This window comes from Tychonema sp. LEGE 07196, from assembly GCF_963890365.1.
Lineage (GTDB): Bacteria > Cyanobacteriota > Cyanobacteriia > Cyanobacteriales > Microcoleaceae > Microcoleus.
Genome location: NZ_CAWPRX010000210.1, coordinates 20423 through 37257, shown reverse-complemented (window position 1 = coordinate 37257; position 16835 = coordinate 20423). Strand labels below are relative to the sequence as shown.

At 47.4% G+C, this 16835-nt stretch carries 21 protein-coding genes; 12 read left to right on the top strand and 9 right to left on the bottom strand.

Annotation, left to right across the window (positions count from 1 at the left end; genetic code table 11):
• Positions 1 to 1162: 1162 nt before the first annotated feature.
• The 6 genes from AACV78_RS26390 to AACV78_RS26365 all read right to left on the bottom strand — a co-directional run bounded on the left by AACV78_RS26390 (position 1163) and on the right by AACV78_RS26365 (position 7769).
• The gene (locus tag AACV78_RS26390; RefSeq protein ID WP_194011290.1) at positions 1163 to 1627 is read right to left on the bottom strand and encodes a hypothetical protein; all 465 of its coding nucleotides are present in this window, start codon (positions 1625 to 1627) and stop codon (positions 1163 to 1165) included.
• Entirely contained in the window at positions 1627 to 5052 is a 3426-nt protein-coding gene (locus tag AACV78_RS26385; RefSeq protein WP_194011289.1) for a plasmid replication protein, CyRepA1 family, read from the bottom strand. Before AACV78_RS26385 ends, AACV78_RS26390 begins: the two co-directional genes overlap by 1 nt.
• Positions 5053 to 5980: 928 nt before the next feature.
• Positions 5981 to 6616, bottom strand: a complete 636-nt coding sequence (locus AACV78_RS26380; protein WP_194011291.1) for a Uma2 family endonuclease — start codon at positions 6614 to 6616, stop codon at positions 5981 to 5983.
• A 122-nt stretch (positions 6617 to 6738) separates the two neighbouring features.
• A complete protein-coding gene (locus AACV78_RS26375; protein ID WP_194074358.1) occupies positions 6739 to 6891 on the bottom strand; it encodes a hypothetical protein in 153 nt (50 codons plus the stop codon).
• The gene (locus AACV78_RS26370; RefSeq protein WP_194011288.1) at positions 6875 to 7426 is read right to left on the bottom strand and encodes a hypothetical protein; all 552 of its coding nucleotides are present in this window, start codon (positions 7424 to 7426) and stop codon (positions 6875 to 6877) included. Before AACV78_RS26370 ends, AACV78_RS26375 begins: the two co-directional genes overlap by 17 nt.
• 34 nt (positions 7427 to 7460) lie before the next feature.
• Complete coding sequence (locus AACV78_RS26365) at positions 7461 to 7769, bottom strand: hypothetical protein (RefSeq protein ID WP_194011287.1); 309 nt, start codon at positions 7767 to 7769, stop codon at positions 7461 to 7463.
• A 182-nt stretch (positions 7770 to 7951) separates the two neighbouring features.
• On the opposite strand from AACV78_RS26365, the gene AACV78_RS26360 reads away from it, so the two are divergent.
• From AACV78_RS26360 to AACV78_RS26310, 11 genes are all read left to right on the top strand, one after another.
• Positions 7952 to 8569 (top strand): hypothetical protein, encoded by a 618-nt coding sequence (locus AACV78_RS26360; protein WP_194011286.1) that lies wholly within the window; start codon positions 7952 to 7954, stop codon positions 8567 to 8569.
• Entirely contained in the window at positions 8569 to 8745 is a 177-nt protein-coding gene (locus AACV78_RS26355; protein ID WP_194011285.1) for a hypothetical protein, read from the top strand. The genes AACV78_RS26360 and AACV78_RS26355 overlap by 1 nt, the downstream gene beginning before the upstream one ends.
• A gap of 2 nt (positions 8746 to 8747) precedes the next feature.
• The gene (locus AACV78_RS26350; RefSeq protein WP_194011284.1) at positions 8748 to 8948 is read left to right on the top strand and encodes a hypothetical protein; all 201 of its coding nucleotides are present in this window, start codon (positions 8748 to 8750) and stop codon (positions 8946 to 8948) included.
• A gap of 3 nt (positions 8949 to 8951) precedes the next feature.
• The gene (locus tag AACV78_RS26345; protein ID WP_194011283.1) at positions 8952 to 9170 is read left to right on the top strand and encodes a hypothetical protein; all 219 of its coding nucleotides are present in this window, start codon (positions 8952 to 8954) and stop codon (positions 9168 to 9170) included.
• Positions 9171 to 9250: 80 nt separating this feature from the next.
• A complete protein-coding gene (locus tag AACV78_RS26340) occupies positions 9251 to 9973 on the top strand; it encodes a hypothetical protein (RefSeq protein WP_194011282.1) in 723 nt (240 codons plus the stop codon).
• Positions 9974 to 9987: 14 nt separating this feature from the next.
• On the top strand, positions 9988 to 10533 hold the full coding sequence (locus AACV78_RS26335) for a hypothetical protein (protein WP_194011281.1): 546 nt from the start codon (positions 9988 to 9990) through the stop codon (positions 10531 to 10533).
• A complete protein-coding gene (locus AACV78_RS26330; protein ID WP_194011280.1) occupies positions 10533 to 12695 on the top strand; it encodes a P-loop NTPase family protein in 2163 nt (720 codons plus the stop codon). Before AACV78_RS26335 ends, AACV78_RS26330 begins: the two co-directional genes overlap by 1 nt.
• Positions 12685 to 12816, top strand: a complete 132-nt coding sequence (locus tag AACV78_RS26325; RefSeq protein ID WP_255512990.1) for a hypothetical protein — start codon at positions 12685 to 12687, stop codon at positions 12814 to 12816. Before AACV78_RS26330 ends, AACV78_RS26325 begins: the two co-directional genes overlap by 11 nt.
• 13 nt (positions 12817 to 12829) lie before the next feature.
• The gene (locus AACV78_RS26320) at positions 12830 to 13069 is read left to right on the top strand and encodes a hypothetical protein (RefSeq protein ID WP_194011279.1); all 240 of its coding nucleotides are present in this window, start codon (positions 12830 to 12832) and stop codon (positions 13067 to 13069) included.
• A gap of 162 nt (positions 13070 to 13231) precedes the next feature.
• On the top strand, positions 13232 to 13399 hold the full coding sequence (locus AACV78_RS26315; protein WP_228042479.1) for a hypothetical protein: 168 nt from the start codon (positions 13232 to 13234) through the stop codon (positions 13397 to 13399).
• On the top strand, positions 13353 to 13769 hold the full coding sequence (locus AACV78_RS26310; protein ID WP_228042478.1) for a hypothetical protein: 417 nt from the start codon (positions 13353 to 13355) through the stop codon (positions 13767 to 13769). The genes AACV78_RS26315 and AACV78_RS26310 overlap by 47 nt, the downstream gene beginning before the upstream one ends.
• Positions 13770 to 13915: 146 nt before the next feature.
• Here the strand turns inward: AACV78_RS26310 and AACV78_RS26305 are convergent, their stop codons facing one another.
• Positions 13916 to 14767 (bottom strand): 3'-5' exonuclease, encoded by an 852-nt coding sequence (locus AACV78_RS26305; RefSeq protein ID WP_194011278.1) that lies wholly within the window; start codon positions 14765 to 14767, stop codon positions 13916 to 13918.
• A 233-nt stretch (positions 14768 to 15000) separates the two neighbouring features.
• Between AACV78_RS26305 and AACV78_RS26300 the strand changes: the two genes are divergently transcribed.
• Entirely contained in the window at positions 15001 to 16143 is a 1143-nt protein-coding gene (locus AACV78_RS26300) for an IS4 family transposase (RefSeq protein WP_194011277.1), read from the top strand.
• Positions 16144 to 16151: 8 nt separating this feature from the next.
• Here AACV78_RS26300 and AACV78_RS26295 read toward each other — a convergent pair whose 3' ends face one another.
• Both AACV78_RS26295 and AACV78_RS26290 read right to left on the bottom strand, forming a co-directional pair.
• Positions 16152 to 16466 carry a hypothetical protein gene (locus tag AACV78_RS26295; RefSeq protein WP_194011276.1) on the bottom strand — a complete coding sequence of 105 codons (315 nt, stop codon included), beginning with the start codon at positions 16464 to 16466 and terminating at the stop codon, positions 16152 to 16154.
• A gap of 32 nt (positions 16467 to 16498) precedes the next feature.
• Entirely contained in the window at positions 16499 to 16807 is a 309-nt protein-coding gene (locus AACV78_RS26290) for a hypothetical protein (RefSeq protein WP_194011275.1), read from the bottom strand.
• Positions 16808 to 16835 lie beyond the last annotated feature (28 nt).

Sequence of the window (16835 nt, the reverse complement as noted above, 5' to 3'; positions counted from 1 at the left end):
GTAAAGTGCATCCCCTGCAAATGCCTGCATTTTCACTAACTTTGTACAGCACTTGCCCGACTTTATACGGCACTTGCCTGACTTTTGGGCACACAAAAATTAGCTATTTTTTAGCGTTTTTAACAAAGACTGGATTGATTTAATAATCAAGTTACAGTATGGTAAGTTGAATTAAGAATCAAGTTAAGCAAGTGTGAGAAAAGTGGCAACACAGCAGCCGTTATGTCAGCCTTGGCAGTTGCATAAATTGCTGTTGTCGGACTCGCGATGAAGCAATCGGCTAAACAGTTGTTGTCTGAGCGAGTTTGAAAGTCGGGTAAGCAATATGCTCAATATTGATAGGGGGTGGATATTTTTATGTCTGCACGTAAAAGTCAGGTTTGTACGGACAAAAACATTGCTTGCTACCTATCAAAAACAGCCATAACCAGCCATAACCGAACTCGACAAGCAAAGACACGAATAGCACAAAAAATCAGGTGTTTGCAGTATAAAGTCAGGCGGAAAGCAGGATATTTACAGGCATTTGCAGGTAAAGTGCATCCCCTGCAAATGCCTGCATTCTCACTAACTTTGTACAGCACTTGCCCGACTTTATACGGCACTTGCCTGACTTTTGGGCACACAAAAATTAGCTATTTTTTAGCGTTTTTAACAAAACTTGAATTGATTTAATAGTCAAGTTTCGGTATGGTAAGTTGAATTAAAAATCAAATTTCCGAAGTGCTAGAAAGTCGGTAGTGCAGCAGTCGTTATGTCAGCCTTGACAGTTGCATAAATTGCTGTTGTCGGACTCGCGATGAAGCAATCGGTTAAACAGTTGTTGTCCGAGCGAGTTTGAAAGTCGGGTAAGCAGTCTGTTGAATATTCATAGGGGGTGGATATTTTTTGTCTGCACGTAAAAGTCAGGTTTGCGATCGCAAAACCATTGCTTGCTACCTGTTGAGAACAGCCATAACTAGCCTCAACAGGTCAAGACACGAACAGCACAAAAAGGCAGCCGTTTGACCGACAAATTCAGGCATTTGTAGCCGTTTGCTGGATATTTTCGTGTAAATATAGGTAAAGTGCAGCCCCTGCAAATGCCTGTAATCTCACTGATTTTGTACAGCTTTCCGACTGAACTTATACTGCACTTGCCTGACTTTTTGGCACACAAAAATTAGCTATTTTTTTTGGTGGCGGCTTCGATCTGCGGTGCGGGGAGTTTGGCAAAGTATTTTGGGCAACGTGTGACCAACTCCTGAAAATCTAGGAAATTGCGATCGTCCACAACCGCCGCCACATCCGCCGCCACCAATTCGCCACGGTCGATCACTCTCTCTAAATCAGTTTGAATCGCACCAGCAACTGCCGGGGAATTGTACCCAAGCGCTTCTCGGATGCGGCGGGCAAAGTCGCAGGCAAGGGGCGGCGGGCCTAGCAGTTCTCGGAATTGGTTTTGTTCAGCTTGCAAGAGGTCGCGCCAGATGGCGGCTCGATCGGCGTGGCCGTTTTCGTAAACTTCCTTTACAATTGCTGCGATGTCGCGGGCTGTTTGGCGATCGGCAGTGGCAATGGCATAGCGGATGAATCCCAAGCATTCGGCGTGGGCGGCGGGGTCAAGTTGTGCGGTGGTTTCTAGCATTATGCTTCCTCCCAGCGGATGTTCTCCGGCCATGCCAGCGTCTCGATCCAGCCCCCTACTTGCTCTATCAGCATCCAATACTGAGCACCGTCTGTCGTAGCGAGGAAGCTACCCCTTACCCATCCTCCCCAGCGCTGCACCCATGCCTTCCTCCCTATGGGTTCCGGGGGTGTTTCCGACTGTTCTGGGGTAGTTTCTAGTGCTGTCACAGATACCCCTTTTTTTATTACATTTATAGGGGGATCTGTGACAACCTTAAACTCTTTACTAGCAAGCATCTCAGCCTCTTTTAGAGCAGCTACTTTTTGAGCCATTTTAGAGGTTGTAAAAGCACTCAATTCTTCCCAATTCTCAGGAAGCGAACAGATGCGTTTGCAGCCTTTGTCGGTCATTTTGAATACTGCTGTAGGGGAATAGAAATAAGCCCACTCCCGCTTGTCTCCCGTGCGAATTTGCTGTGCTACGAGCTTGATGCCGATGATTGCCAGCAGCTTATTTATGAAGCGCATCTCATATTTAGGGGTAGGGTAGCCCAAAATATTCGCGATCGCCTTTTTCTTGCAGCGCTTGATAATTTCCTGCACTTCGGGTGAGTTCGCTGTCCAGGCCGTGCCCTTCTCCAAAAATTTTTCCAGCCCCAGCCCTTTCATTGCCCGCAGCTTCAACCAGCGATCGGAGACATCTGGCAAGAAAGTTTGGCAGGGCTCGCGCCATTTACGCCGCTGCAAGTATTCGGCATCCTCTTGATTCTCAAATAGCCAAGCCGCTTCAAGTTGGCTGCGTAGCGTCCGCTTTTCGTAAAGCAAGCGCCGTACAAATTCCCAAGTCCAGAGTTCGGAGTCTTTCAGGCCCGGAAACCGATCCAGTATTCGGAGTTTCAAAGCTTTGCATCGATCGAGCCAATTGGCAGAATGCTTCCGCTCAATTTCTTCGGCTTCCTTAAATGTGATATCTTCGGCTTGAAAAATTTGCTGGCAGGCAAGGTCACGGCATTCTCCCTTAGCGAGTTTTTGCAGCTCGCCCCCTTGAATTTCCCCATCTTGAATTTCTGGCCCGTACCCGGCAGCAGCGAAAGCTTTGAAAAGATATCCCCGCAAGTCGCGTCGCTCAAGATTTTCTTTAGCCTGAATCTTGCAGTAAGTAAGAAAGTGCGGTGATTTTGCCTGCCGCTCAATCTCGGCTTTTGTGGCTTCGGTGAGTGCTGCATCAGTCAGGGTGACGGCTTCGGCTGATACCCGCGCGGCAACATTTTCGGCAATTTGCTTGTAGTAAGTCGCGCCACTGTCGTTATTGGCTGGAAATCCCCGCTCGGCACAGTAGATGTAGATTTGTCCGATCGGATGCCGTACCCGCCTCGACATCTGCATACATTCATCAATGCCTAGAACACCCACAAACCAGCAAAAAACATCACTAAAATAACGCCGGATCGAGATGTCCACCCCCGACTCTGCTGTGGGGGTAAAGATTAGCCATGCAGGCTGCTGGGCCTCAAAATAAGCATCGGGATCTTTGAGTAATTCCTTAGCCCAATCCTCAGTCACTGTTTTGCTGGTTAGCAGAATGCCATCACCGAGTTCCTCAGTCAGCCTTTTTGCCAGCGCTTCTGCCTCTTGCAAGGAGTCTGTAGCTACGGCAGGGCAGCCAGAATTTAAAATCTGTTGAGAATACCTCTCAAAAAATTTGTGATTTTGCCGAACCATATTCCCGTGAATGTCCGGGCCCAATGGGGGGATGAGAAAAGTTACTGGGGGAGTACCTCCCTTGAACTGGTTTTCAATTTTCAGCACGGCTTTATTGCCGGTCAGCGACGCAATGTAGTTGACTACCCAGTCGGCTTGATTCCCGTCGGTGAGTACGATGCGATCGGCAACCTTACAGGCAAGCTCGAAGCGCTCCAAGATTTCCGATCTATTCTTGAAGAGGGTGCGCGAGCACAGAAGATGTTTAACAACAGATGCCGACTCGTCAATAATCAGGGTGCAGCCCTCTAAGCGTTCGGCGGGAATCTTTAATAAGGAATCAATGCACAGAGTTAGCCGTGCATTCGGATCTAGAAAAAGTTTGTAGCCATCGTGCGCGTCGAGGTGGTTGCTCCCCAATTTTTCCGCAAGCTGCAAGCCTAAGCTGTTGCGGTGCGTGAGATTTATTTGAGCCCCGCTCGTCTCGCTGGCAATTTTATCTTTAAGCCATTCAGTTTTCCCCGTACCCAGTCCTGACTTGACTGCTGTGACTGTGCCGGATTCTGGCGCGGGTGCGTCAAAGTAGCGGGTATTCGATTTTATGTGCGGGGAAAATCCCCGGTAACTCCGCCATAGATTTTCGGCTTGCAGTTTCTTGATGTCTTGGGCCGCCGAAATTACCGCGTCAACATCGCCGCCAGCAACCGCAAAATCGTCAATCCCTTTATCAGGGCCCGGCAACTGTGCAATTTTGCCGCTCGCATTTTTGAATAATTTTGCCGTGGTACAGGCCGCCTTAAATTCCTTACTCTGGGAATAATCCCCCGCGCGGTAATCAAAAATGATTGTTATCTCGCGATCGGCTGTGTCGAAGGGCTTCAGCGCCTCGTGCAGTCCCCGTGCAATTGCCCGCTGATATTCTGTACCGTCGGGATTGGTTATCGTTTCGCCGCGCTCCGTGACTCTGTAGCCCGTATTGATGCCGGGTAATCCGATCGCCGCATACCCGCGAGAAATCAGCGCCAGTGCCTTCTTTTCCCCTTCGGTGATGACGATCGGGCAACCGCTCTCACGTACCAAATCCCAAAAGCCAAGCCATTCCCCGTCTAGTCCAATCACGGGAAATTCTGGCATAGGTAAGCCAGCCTTAGCCATTACCAATTCCCCAATCGCGACTGTTACGCGGGGGAAAAATATTTCTAGCGGTTTGCCGATCGGCTGATGGTAGCGCCGCGCTTCTACCTTCTGGGCGGTAGCTTCGCCGAATCCTTTGCTTTCTTTCTTGATGTTGAGTGCGATCGGTGCACCGGCTAGTTGTCTGTAGCGACCATTGGTTGTCCTGAACCCGATCGCGGGCATCCCGGCGGGCCTATAAATTCCCTTAGCCTTGATAATGCCAAATTTGGCTGCTTTGGTGTCTCCGACTAAATCCGATGGTAGGTAAAAGGTATTTCCGAGGTGGTATCCTGCATCCCCCATGCACCGGGCAAGGTTCCGGGCCGCTTCTATACCGCCACCGCTGTTGGTTGTCTTGTCGGTGTCGCGGTAAAGGCCATCATAAAAATCTTCTCCGATCGCAGTGGGGAAGTTTAAGCGACAGATGTCCGGGTCAACGCCTGACTTGACTACTACATCGTTGTAGACAAGCTTATCTGCATAATCTTGGTCAAAGTTATCTAAACTTGCCGAATCAGGGAATGAATCTTGACTAAATTTGTCTGGATTTGGTACAATGGTGTCCATAGCCGGGTTATCCCTAGGAAGGTTGACCCGCTACACCTATATTTCAGAGAGGCCGCAAACTGTTCACTGTCTGTTTGCCACTTATTTGCCACTTGCAGACAAATTTTGTAGACAAATTGCTGACAACAGTAGATAGACTACGGTATATTGAAATTAATAATTTTTGTTTTTGCTGGGCCTCTCAACAGGTGCAGCGATTTTTTTTTCTGAAAACGAGTGGGAATAATGCCTGCAAGCCTTACGCTACGATAGAATCCGCATCTTGGAGATGCTTTTCTAAGTGCTTTATGTAAGTCTTGAGCGCTTGCTTAGTGAATTTGGAAGCCGATAAATCAAGTATTTCAGCTTGGCTATTTATCAATTGATATTCTGCCGGGAGTGAGATACATGGTTACACTTTTTACATTCCGCTCCCACTTGTGCTGTTACATTTTTTCTCCCTCGCTTCACTACCAATAATTTACCGCATATTTCATTGTTGCGTCAATTTATTGCTCTAATTTTGGGCAAATTGGCGTAAATCTGCGATATTGGCAATTTCGAGACATAAATCCCCAGCATCCTTACTGTGTCGATCGGTGAGCCTTCCCCGCCCTTGCCTAAAAAGTTAGTTGGTAGCGTAGATGTGCGGGATATATACAATCAGCCGATCGCCTATTGCTTTTTTCAGATATAATGTGTATTTTTGCAGCCTTATAAGCCACAAAAAATACCACAGAATTGGATCGAGAAAACCAATAGGCATCGGTGTTTTAGTGTGTTTAGAACTCTACATACAGCGTTTTTTTATCCCACAAATAACCGTAAACGAACTATTGAAATCAGCCGCTCGTCCGCACCGCCCCAACTCTCTGCATGCGATCGCCGGGGAGAACCTTGATAGCAACTCAACCAGACTCATCACCTCTTCGCGATCGCCCCAGTCTCTCTAGCTCGGTTCGGTTGGTGGCAAGCCAGCGCGAAAAATCTGTTCAGCCGTCAACCTCAACTCTGGGAAAGCCAGCGACTCAACTGTGTCATCGTTCCTAAGCTGTGTGACCTGGTACTCTCCATCAACCAAGCGGCAAACCGAGAGAGTGGGTTGTTTGGGAGTGCCGATGAACTTGCGACCACCCAAACCGAGATAGTCCACAATCCAATATTCGGGAATGCCCATCTCTTCATAGTCAGCGAATTTGAGATGGTAATCGTCCCGCCAGTTCGTGCTGACGACCTCTACAGCCAGTCGTACCGAAGAGCCCATCGTGATAACAGATTCCTTTTTCCAGTGTGGCTCGTTGATGACCGCAGTTCGGTCTAGGACTATTACGTCTGGCTGATAACCTGCCCGATCGCGGACGGGTTTAAGTAGGCAATGACCAGGGATGGAGTAAGGTAATTCGCGACGTTCAATTTCACCTGCTACTTTGATGGTGATAAAGCTTGTAACGTCTGAATGATCTCCTGTAGGATTAGGCATTTCGACAATAACTCCGTTGTGTAGTTCGTAGTGGCGGACAGAGTTCTCTGGATACCAGGCAACAAACTCATCAAATGTGACTGTTTTGGTTTGGGTTTGGATCATGGTTGTCTGTTTCCAATGCTTGACATTTGCTAGATAGTCGCTAGACATTAATTGGTTTTTTTATTTCCCCCATATTTGGAATTTACCAAGCACGAGCGCTGCTAGACTTTTACTAGACTTTACTAGACATCAACTAGCATCTTTACTTGCCTTACCCCGCTTGGCTGTCGCTGCTGTTGGCTGTCGCTGCTGTTGGCTGTCGCTGCTGTTGGCTGCGGGTCGGTGAGGCGATCGGTTGGGAAGAATCTTGAGAGCAATTCAACCAGACTCCTCATCGCCCTCTGGGTAGTACAAGTCGTCCCCCGGCAATCGCAGCGTATCTAGTTCGGCTCGGTTTTCCGCAAGAGCTTCCAAGAATTCCTCATAGGTCATGCCAAAAAACCGTCGGCGTTCATCAGGTGTGCGCTGCGGTACTCCGAAAGCTTCCCGGAACCGCCCGTCTAAGCCTTCAAGTGTGAACGCCGCTTGTAGTGCGATCGCTCGTTTGTTCTTAGAATCAGCCTCGACAGTGATTAGGGCTGTGAGATCTTTGAGGCTGATTGTTTGGGCCCGCGACGCACCCCTGGTTCCCGCTTCTCGGGGAATCGTGACTGGTTGAAGCCGACCTGTAAAACCTCCTGCCTGTAAAGCTTTGAGTTTATCAGGAGCTCTCGACGCCAACCTGTTAAACCAATCTTTTCCGTGACCGAGCAGCACTGACGCGCCAGCTATCCCGGCCCGAAATTCTCCATCTGGCATCATGTATCCGTCGATCGACAAGGTATCGCTTAATTGAATAGTGGCGCGGGTTGCTTTAACTGGTTCACTCACAAAATTTTCTCCATTACTAGATACGCACTAGACATTAGCTAGCTTCTTTACTTCCCTTGCCCCGTTTGGCTTTCGCTGCTGCTGGCTTTGTTGCGGTTGGCTCCGCTGGCTGCGGTTCTGTGGGGCAATCGGTTTTTGTGGATGTGCGAGTGGGCGTGGGTACAGTTTCGGTGTTGTCAGCTTTGTTTTCTTTTAACTCGAAATATTCACGCAGCAAATCTTCTAGCCCCTGGCTGTTGTCTACGTCGCGCTCAAGGCAATGTATCCTAAATCGCTTGTATAAGTCTTTGGGTATATGTCCCCTAAGTGCGGCGTAACCTGAATCTGCTTTTTTTGCGGGCATAGTGACTAAATATATTTTTCGTAACTTCTCTCCATTATTTCACAAGGTTTGTAGCGGTATCTTGGTCGCAACTTCGTTTTTATGGTAACTTGACAGAGTTGCAACTTCTAGATTAAAATAGCACACATAGCGAATCGATTCCAAATCGATTCTGAATTGATTCTCCCAAAGCAGGCGAAACTATGGAACTTAAAAACCAGGCTGTGATTGACGTAGAGGTTACAGAAATCGATTCCTCTCTCAGAGAATCGATTGAACGTTGGTACTCAGCGGCGCAAGTGCAGCGCATCCTTAATTTGAATAAGTCTGGGTTGCAGAAGGCGATTGCCAAGCTACAAGATATCTACGGCATTGAGCTTAAAGCCTTACGGCGTGGGGGTGCGCGGGCTACTCAATACTCTGAGCTTGCCCTGAAAGCTTGCAAACTACTGAATGCTGGGAAACTCAGCGAACTCCGCAAGCTGGTAGAAGCCACACCGACCGCACCTTCTGCGACCCCAGCCGGAGCATTGACAATCAACGAATACACCCCAGCATTGGATCAACGCATCACTCAACTTGGTCAAAATGCTGCAACTACCTCGGCATCCTTGAATCAGTCGGTTATGCAAGTTCTGGCTCAAATTGCCTCAGAGAATGAAGCGGCACAAAAACGTGATTCTGACTTAAACAAAGCCAGAATCAACGCAGCACAGAACCGGGGCGCAGCACAAGGCTTGGCAATCTTTCAGGCCGAACAAAAGGCACAAAACGAAGTCCTGGCACAGTTGCGGGCGATGCAATTAGGAGGGGCGGAATAATGGCTTATTTCAAAGTGAAAGTCAGCCGCGAGTGTAACACAACGAGAACCTTTAATGTTGTGGGAAACCGCCCACAGGAAGCTATACAGGCTGCTGCATTACAGTTACGAGATGAAGGTGTAGCGGATGCTGTAGCGATTGCAGTAGTTGGTCAAATTAGTAGTTTGAGGGATTAAAAATGGTACGAATCATCAATGGCGTGGTGTTTGAGGACGGAAAACCGGGAAAACGGGTTATCAATACTAACGGCGGAAATTACGTTGAGAAAATCGAGGGTGATTTTATCGCTGGCACAGTTATCAACCATAAGCCAACACCAACACGCCAGGACTTATCTAAAAATGGCGATGCAATTGACGTGAAATCTGAGGAGGTTTAGGCAATGCTTGATGATGACAAAGACTTCGACAAAAACGTGACAAAGATAATGGTTGGCGGTGCGTTATTGACCAACGCTCTTGTCTTTGCGGTCGGCTACGACACAGGCTATCAGTCTGGAGCAAAACGAGTTCCGGAACCGACAATTATTCATGGAAACGTCACGATTAACAACAACAGCAACAACTTTAATTCAAGCCAGCCGACCCACCTTGACAAGTAATCGACTGGCTTGCAAGCCTCCCCTAGCTTGCGCTGGGGGATTCAGGTTTCACCGTATTAACCCTAATAGGAGATTATTGCATGGATTTTGGACGCAACGACACCAGCAGCATAGCAATACGCAATCCCGCAGCAGGACACAGCCCATACATTGACGAAAAAGCGGGAGATTGGGCCGACACAGAGGCTGACATTCTTTCATACTTGAGCGATGTTACGAAGCTTGAAGCGATGGCAGATAAAGCAGCCAACGCCGAACAGCTTGCCTTAGTTTTGGAGCCGTTTTTGGATAATGCGGAAACCTATCTGGAAGCGCTGGGAAAAATCGCTGATGGACAGGTTACTTGGACGGAAATTCGGAAGAAATTCGGCTCCAAAGTCGGGAATGCCATCGCTAAAATCCGCAAGCTCAATGCGGAATTCGGCTCGGAGATGGAGCAATTAGATGCCAAAGACCGTGCAGCAATGCTCAAGATTGAAACCAAGCGTCAGCACGGACTAGCCGAGATTGCTTCCGAGCTCACAGGCGACTTACAGGCCGAGCTGTGGCGACACGAGAACAAGATGGAGGCCATCGCAAATCGGGGCGAAGTTGCAGAGAAAAGGCAAACAATTCAAGAGTCTCTTAGGGAAAGGCGACAGAAGCTGCTCAGTCGCGCAACAGTCGGCTCGGACAAAGGGATTCAGGAAAAAGTACCAGTTGTCATTGGATCAGCCAGCCTCTCCAACAGCGTTTCGGCAACTGGTACAGCTAGAGGGTTTGGGGGCTGGTTTGCGAACGTAATGAACTTCAACAACCGTTAAGCAAGAGGGGACTTATGCACGAATTCATCGGGGCCAGTCCCCTTTCCTTTTCGGGAGGGGGAATTCAACAGCAACAACAGCAGCAGCAGCAATATCAAGCTACAGCACCAGCACCAACAATTGACCAACCGCAGCCGGAAGAAACCAACGCTGAGCGCCACTACCGGGACGCTGCTAATTTCTGTGAAGTCATCGCACCCACAGCGCTTGGTTCAGCAGTGGTTTTTATGTTCCATGCCATGCAAGCCGCGGGCGGGTCAATGGTTGCAATTGGCATCTATCAAATTTATTTAGCAGCCAAGATTACCGGGCAGTCTAAGCATCGCTTGCCTACTGCAATTGTTGGCGGTGGCGTGACGCTTGGCATGATTGCTAGCCTCGCTGAACCAGCTACTGAATTGCAGCAAGTAAGCGAGGCAAAAATACGCCTAGAGACAGGCATTAAAGAAATTCAAACAGTAAAAAAACCTGCTTCTAATAACTTTGATTACTTGCCGTCAATTGCTCTTGCCATCATCGTTTTTTGCTTCATCTTCAGAGCCAAAGGAGGGAGCAAGTAATGACACCATTAACCGAAAAACACGCTCAACTCTTGAAATCTAATCGTGCGTTACTTCTGACCTTTGAAAGACTCCCGATTGCTGGCAAGTTGTCGGCAGTTGCTTTGGCGCTTTTACTGGGAATATATAGCGGAATAAACGCAATCCAGGGAACAGCCAGCAATAGGGTGCGACTCTGCATCCGTAACAACAAACAAGCCTTGCAATGTGCTGACAAGGCAGGCAAACCCTACATCATGACCGAGTACCACGCACAACAGTGGAAGGCAAACGGCATCCCCCGTGAAGTGGTTTTTAAGGACACAATACCCGCCACAAATCCAAATAAAGCACTGTGGATGGCACTTGCTGCTGGTAGCTTTGGTGTCGCGGGAATGGGTTTAAGAAGCTTGCAAAACTCCGAGCGACAGCTTGCAAACTATGAGGTCATTGCAGAGAAACGCGACCTAGCAAAAGGGCAACTGGCTGCTCGTGCTGAGTTACTGGAAGATTACCGCAATGTGACAATTAGGGAAGTCCAGGTGCAGGGCGATTTGGATGCTACCGCCAACGATTGCGCTGTGGTTCTCAAGCAATGCGAAGTTTTGGGTGAAGCCGATATTAAGATTGCTCAACTGGAGGCTGAGGAAGCCATTTTTGATGCAGAAACTGCGGGATTGTCGGATGAGAAGAAGCAAGAATACATCGCCTTTTTGCGAAACCAAAAGACTCCATTCCAGTTGACAGGTACTCAAACACTCGACGGTATTAACAACCCTAGCGACAAAGTAGAATCTGATTCAGTATCAATAATTAAGTCAGCCAAAAACCCCGGAGAACAACTCTTAGATGACTTGGCATATTCCGACAAGTCAATGATTCTTGCAGGGTCTACCGGGGCGGGGAAAAGTCACACTCTGAGTGCGTGGTTAGATTCTGTGTACAGCCAAGCACGAAGCAAAGGACAAACTGCATCGGTATGGATTCTTGGACGGAAAAACGACAGTTTCTGCGGGTTGCGGGAAGCGGGGAAACTAACAATTTTTAATTCGATTGACCCGACGAAAGCTTACAAATTAATTGAGAATTTCCACAAGATTTTCTTAGCCAGACTCGAAAACATATCCGAAGATGACCGCAAACATCTACCCCCGTTACGCTTGATTTTAGAGGATTGGTCATCCATCGTTTTGACGCTTAGAAAGGCTTACAAGGCTCTCTGGGCAAAGATTGAATTGATGTTGCTCGACATTATTACAGTCGGTCGAGATTACAATGTTTGCCTTCTAGTCTTAGCTCAGTCGCTAAACCTTGAAGCGCTTGGATTGGTTGGAGATGCAAACTTGCGGGCAAACATGGCGATTGTAGCCCAGGGGCTTTTGGTCAAGACCGCAGACGGTAAAACTAAGGGCGATTATCTGCTGGTTGAGTTGTCGATTAAGAACCAGTACATCGTCTCCGATAACGCTCAAAGGGCAATGCTCTTAGCACAGCTTAACGAGTTAATGGCTGAATCTGAAGCCAAGCAGATTCCAGTTTTCTTTACGACTTTGGGGAATGGAAACGTCGGTTTGTTGCCTCGTATTGAGAAGGCTGTTATCAAGCTTATGCCAGAAGAAAGAGACGAACAACTGGCTTTTGATATCGAGAAATTTAGACAGTATTTAATCCAGTGTGAGGCAGGGATAGCGACTGCTGAAACCAGTCAAAAACCACAGCCATTTGACTCTGAATACTGGGAGCGAGTTTACGATTTGGAGTTTAATTTGGGCGATAAAAAGCCGTCCGATAGTCCGACAGAGGATTCCCCAGAGGATTCCCCAGAGGAAGTGTCCGACTATGACAACGGACAGCCAGAACCGTTGTCAGATAAGCTGTCCGGCGAAGTTTCCGGCTTCGTGTGGACTGTCCGACGGTTTGGTCAGATGTTCCCTAACCTGGCTCCTGAGCAATTATTTGTGTCCGTGTCTGACGCTGCTTTATCGGGTGCAAATATACGCCACATTATCAAGTCAGTTTTAAAGTGTGGTGAAAAAAACGGTCATCCAACACGCAGCTATTCACGCCACGGAAAAAGCCTCTTGAAGTGGCTAATTCAAAATTACGATGATGGAGAGATTGCACAGTTGCCCAAAATTCAAGAGTTCCTACAAAACGAAAGGGGTAATAACAATGCTCAGTAAGTTATTAAGGGTGATTCCCGACTTCATTCTTGACCCCATCTACGACGCAATCTTTGCAGAGTTTGTAAGACGTGGAAATATTATCCTCTCTGATGACTTGAACAACCACGACTACAACTAAGGAGAGCAAAACGATGCCAACCATGAAGCAGTATGAACATTCCGGCAATCCACCAATTCCTGATGAATTAGCTACCTGCATCGCCTTCTTGCAAGCTGCAAAACTCAGAGCCGAAGCGCACATCTGCAATCCATTTACAGATACGTCGTGGCTGGAAGAACCCGAACAGAAATTGATAGATATTGCCAGCGAAAGCATTGACTTAGCTGTAGCGAATGCAAGAAGCGTTAAGGGAGGCGTTGAGACGGAATGAGGATGAAGATGAATAAACCCAGCAGCACTTACTTAATCTCTGTCCGCCCGACGTGGGCTGATGCGTTCTTCCTCGACTGCAATCCAAAAACAATTGAATTGAGAAAAGGCAACGAAAGGAACCTCTCTAAAAGCGGGCGATAGCATTGTAATTTATTCAACCTTGCCAGTAGGTGAAGCGATCGGCACGGTCAAGGTTATAAAACGCGAACCTCTGACTGTCGATCGACTGTGGCAAGAATCCCGGCAAGGAATGCTGGCAAGGGTATCGCGCCAACAGTTTGATGCTTACGGGAGCGAGTCAGATTTCCGGTGTTGGTGTTTGGGTTAGCGCTGCCGAACTCTTTCCCAGTCCGATCGCCCTCCCCCGACTTCGCCAGAACTGGGGCCATCGCTGGCAACCACCACAGCAAATTCAGCAATTAACCGACGATCGGATGGCCGCACTGAACATCGCACACGCTCACATCGACAACATAACCGAGCGCGACTGTGTTAGAGGCGATTTGACAGAAACAAACGAACTAGCGACGGGAGAGAGAATGACAAATCACGAATTTCATTTTGAATTTATCAAGGGCCAACATCATTATCAAAGTGGTGGACAAAAGGAAGATTTGCAATCTCCCGCTTCTCGTGCCGGCTATGAAGCTGAAAGATTTCAGCACGAGAAAAAAATAAAAAAGTGCGAATCGAATTAGCCGATCGCCAAAACTCCTGAAACCGTTATAGTGTTGGTAATTGGGGCAAAGACTCATTGCCAATTACCAATTGCAAATTACCCATCGTGTAAAAAAGCTCCCTTGACATTTTCGGTCGGGGAGCTTTTTTGTTTTGGACGATCGTCTCACTCAGGTCTAGGCACGGGGCAATGAAATTTATCGTCATCCGCAGCCATCTTTTTTATCCGCTCCAGCACTGCCAAGCAATCACCCAGAGCGCGGTGGTCGCCACAAAGAGGATGCCATCGGTAGCCTTCGTGATAATCGCTCCAGTCACCTGCCCACTGAGCGTGCCAGGTCATTACGCACTCATAGCGCCTGCTTAAATTGAAGCTTTCTAGATCGTGCAATCTCCGGCAGTAATCTAGAATTGTTATGTCAAAAAAAGCATTGTAAATGAATACTCGTTTGTCTTTCAGCGCCTCTACAATCTGCGAGTAAATATCAGGAAAAAAAGGCGAATTTGCCACCATTTCATCCGTTATGCCGTGAATCTCAGCAGCATCAGTCGGGATGGGAATCGTGGGCTTTACGAGTGTATTTAGCAGCGGTTCACCCGTCGGATTGATGATAGCAATTTCCACGATTTCAGCATCGTGCAGTTCCGTCGTTTCAGTATCCAGAATTACCCAGTCATCCCTGGTTAATTCGTCACGCGCCCAACGCACAGCAGCCACCCTGTCCTGTTCGATTAGTCGTTCCCTGCTTTTGTACCAGTCGTTATATTCGCGCTTGATTCGGGCTTTCTCACGGTTAGCAGCAAGCGTTTCGAGTTGCTTTTCTGTCGGTTTTCTTTTAGGGCGACAGGACTCTGGGTTGTCGGGGTCATAAAGCAAAACATCGTACTTTTGCGCCCTGATAATTCCGACTGCTTTTAGGGGCGATAACCCCAGTTCTGCGAGCTGCTTTTTGGTTTTGAGATTTTGGGGAGGTTCGCCGGGTTTCCCCCACCATTTGTACTCATCCAATTTATCCATCGCCACCCCCTAAAATCTCCTCAATTTTCGAGATAGTATCCTTGGGTAGCTTTACGTCTTTGTCTTGCTTTATATCTTTGACCAGCTTGGTATCTTTGGCTAGCAGAGTTTTAAAGAAGCTTGCAACCTGACGGGGTGACAACCCCGTTAAAACCCATAGCTAACAAAGGTTTGACCGATTTATGGTAAAAAAAGATGGGGTCAATATCGTTAAACAACCCCATCTATAGAAAATGTTACCTCCATTTTACCAAATTTGTTTCCAGAAACAACTGAAACAAGCAGAATACTTAACCCTGAGTATTTTAATCTTTCTGCTTCAAATCAAGAAACAAGTTAGCATTGAATCCCTGGCAACATTAATGCCTTATCCAATTTTGTTTGAGAGCAGGCGACGAGGGATTCAAAGATTTTTGAAGCTACCTATTCTCAATGTTAAGAATCTGTGGTTTCCCCTGATTAAATACATTTTAAGAACTCAAGTTAACCAGCAAAAAGAGTTGAAAGTTGCCATTGATAGAACGCAGTGGCGGGACAAAAATATCTTTGTCATCAGCCTGATATTTCAGCGGAGAGCATTACCATTATACTGGCAAATCTTACCGAAAAAAGGATGTAGTAATATCCAAGATCAAAAAAGATTGATTGGTCCCATCCTGACTTTGTTAAAGAAATATAAATTTGTGATAATAGGAGACCGCGAATTTGGGAGTGTCAAACTGGGAAAATGGCTGTGCGATCAGAATGTAAGGTTTGTTTTAAGAATACAAAAGGGGCGATATATTGAACAAGCAGGTAAAGAATATAAGCGATTGAGTGAGTTGGGTTTGATGCCAGGTACTAGCTTTTATTTTAGGGATGTTAAAGTGACGAAGCAAACAGGATTTGGCAAGTTTGATATCGCAGGTTATTGGAAGCGTCGATATCAAGGTCATGTTGAAGATGAAGGTTGGTATCTCCTCACAAATGTAGGAACTTTAAAAAAAGCTGTGGCTACATTTAGATGTCGAAGTGGGATCGAAGCTATGTTCAAAGATTGCAAGACAGGAGGCTATAACCTCGAAAAAAGTCACGCTTGTGACGAGCGCTTAAAAACCTTGATTTTATTAATAGCTTTTGCCTATACTTGCGCTATTTTTCAAGGAGACAAAATTAAAAGAATGGGCATTCAAAAATATGTGGGTCGCCTCACAGAAAGTGGGCGAACTGTAGCTCGGCATAGTAGCTTTTGGATTGGATTATCGGGTCAATCCTGGGTATTAGGCATAGAATATTGTCAGGAAATAGTTGTTGAATTAATGAAAATAAGACCTAATAAATTGCCATTTTTTCAGAAGGGTATGAGAGCTATGTCCTTGATTGAGTCTATGTTTTAACGGGGTTGTCACCCCGTCAGGCTTGCAACTTTACCGGCTTTGTCTGATAACTCAATTTCTGGTGCTGGATTCCGTTCGGCTTCATCCAGTCGTTTTTGCAGGTCGGAGAGTTGGGCTTCGACTTGCTGGCGATCGGCCCGTTCGGCTTCGAGTTGCGATCGCAATTGCCGAATATCCTCTCGCAGATTGTCCGCCACTGCGGTACTAGATTCTAGAAGCTTGGCATAGTCCGCGCGGGCTTCGTCGCGTTCCTCCTTGAGCACCCTGCAATTACCGCGAACCTCGTTCAATTCTTGCTCTACCCAACCTACATCAGCCTGCAATTCAAGCCTGAGCGATTCATCGTTGCCCTCGCTCAGGCCGCCGACTCCCCCAGCAATTCAGCTTTTAATTCTGATTTGATATTAACTAGCTTATCTGCTAGCAATTTATCTAGTACAGAGGTAACTGCCGCTTCTAAATCCCCACCTGTCGGCGCTGTATTAGCGGGTTCCACCCCTGTCGCTGACTCCAGCAAGCCCACAACCCAAGCGTTTACGCTTAAGCCTTTTGTTTCGGCGGTGGCCTTGATAGCTTCTACCAAGTCCTCCCGTCCGTCCAGTCTCAAGTTGAGTTGAAGCCTTTTATTTGTTGTGGTTTCGGGCTTATTAGTTTTGCTCGTCATAGTCTTGTCTAGTAATAAACTAGCCGCA

Excerpts from the sequence above, each read along its gene's own strand:
- AACV78_RS26390 (WP_194011290.1), bottom strand. The coding sequence starts at position 1,627 with ATGCTAGAAACCACCGCACAACTTGACCCCGCCGCCCACGCCGAATGC.
- AACV78_RS26385 (WP_194011289.1), bottom strand. The coding sequence starts at position 5,052 with ATGGACACCATTGTACCAAATCCAGACAAATTTAGTCAAGATTCATTC.
- AACV78_RS26380 (WP_194011291.1), bottom strand. The coding sequence starts at position 6,616 with ATGATCCAAACCCAAACCAAAACAGTCACATTTGATGAGTTTGTTGCC.
- AACV78_RS26375 (WP_194074358.1), bottom strand. The coding sequence starts at position 6,891 with ATGAGGAGTCTGGTTGAATTGCTCTCAAGATTCTTCCCAACCGATCGC.
- AACV78_RS26365 (WP_194011287.1), bottom strand. The coding sequence starts at position 7,769 with ATGCCCGCAAAAAAAGCAGATTCAGGTTACGCCGCACTTAGGGGACAT.
- AACV78_RS26360 (WP_194011286.1), top strand. The coding sequence starts at position 7,952 with ATGGAACTTAAAAACCAGGCTGTGATTGACGTAGAGGTTACAGAAATC.
- AACV78_RS26355 (WP_194011285.1), top strand. The coding sequence starts at position 8,569 with ATGGCTTATTTCAAAGTGAAAGTCAGCCGCGAGTGTAACACAACGAGA.
- AACV78_RS26350 (WP_194011284.1), top strand. The coding sequence starts at position 8,748 with ATGGTACGAATCATCAATGGCGTGGTGTTTGAGGACGGAAAACCGGGA.
- AACV78_RS26345 (WP_194011283.1), top strand. The coding sequence starts at position 8,952 with ATGCTTGATGATGACAAAGACTTCGACAAAAACGTGACAAAGATAATG.
- AACV78_RS26340 (WP_194011282.1), top strand. The coding sequence starts at position 9,251 with ATGGATTTTGGACGCAACGACACCAGCAGCATAGCAATACGCAATCCC.
- AACV78_RS26335 (WP_194011281.1), top strand. The coding sequence starts at position 9,988 with ATGCACGAATTCATCGGGGCCAGTCCCCTTTCCTTTTCGGGAGGGGGA.
- AACV78_RS26330 (WP_194011280.1), top strand. The coding sequence starts at position 10,533 with ATGACACCATTAACCGAAAAACACGCTCAACTCTTGAAATCTAATCGT.
- AACV78_RS26325 (WP_255512990.1), top strand. The coding sequence starts at position 12,685 with ATGCTCAGTAAGTTATTAAGGGTGATTCCCGACTTCATTCTTGACCCC.
- AACV78_RS26320 (WP_194011279.1), top strand. The coding sequence starts at position 12,830 with ATGCCAACCATGAAGCAGTATGAACATTCCGGCAATCCACCAATTCCT.
- AACV78_RS26310 (WP_228042478.1), top strand. The coding sequence starts at position 13,353 with ATGCTTACGGGAGCGAGTCAGATTTCCGGTGTTGGTGTTTGGGTTAGC.
- AACV78_RS26305 (WP_194011278.1), bottom strand. The coding sequence starts at position 14,767 with ATGGATAAATTGGATGAGTACAAATGGTGGGGGAAACCCGGCGAACCT.
- AACV78_RS26300 (WP_194011277.1), top strand. The coding sequence starts at position 15,001 with ATGTTACCTCCATTTTACCAAATTTGTTTCCAGAAACAACTGAAACAA.
- AACV78_RS26290 (WP_194011275.1), bottom strand. The coding sequence starts at position 16,807 with ATGACGAGCAAAACTAATAAGCCCGAAACCACAACAAATAAAAGGCTT.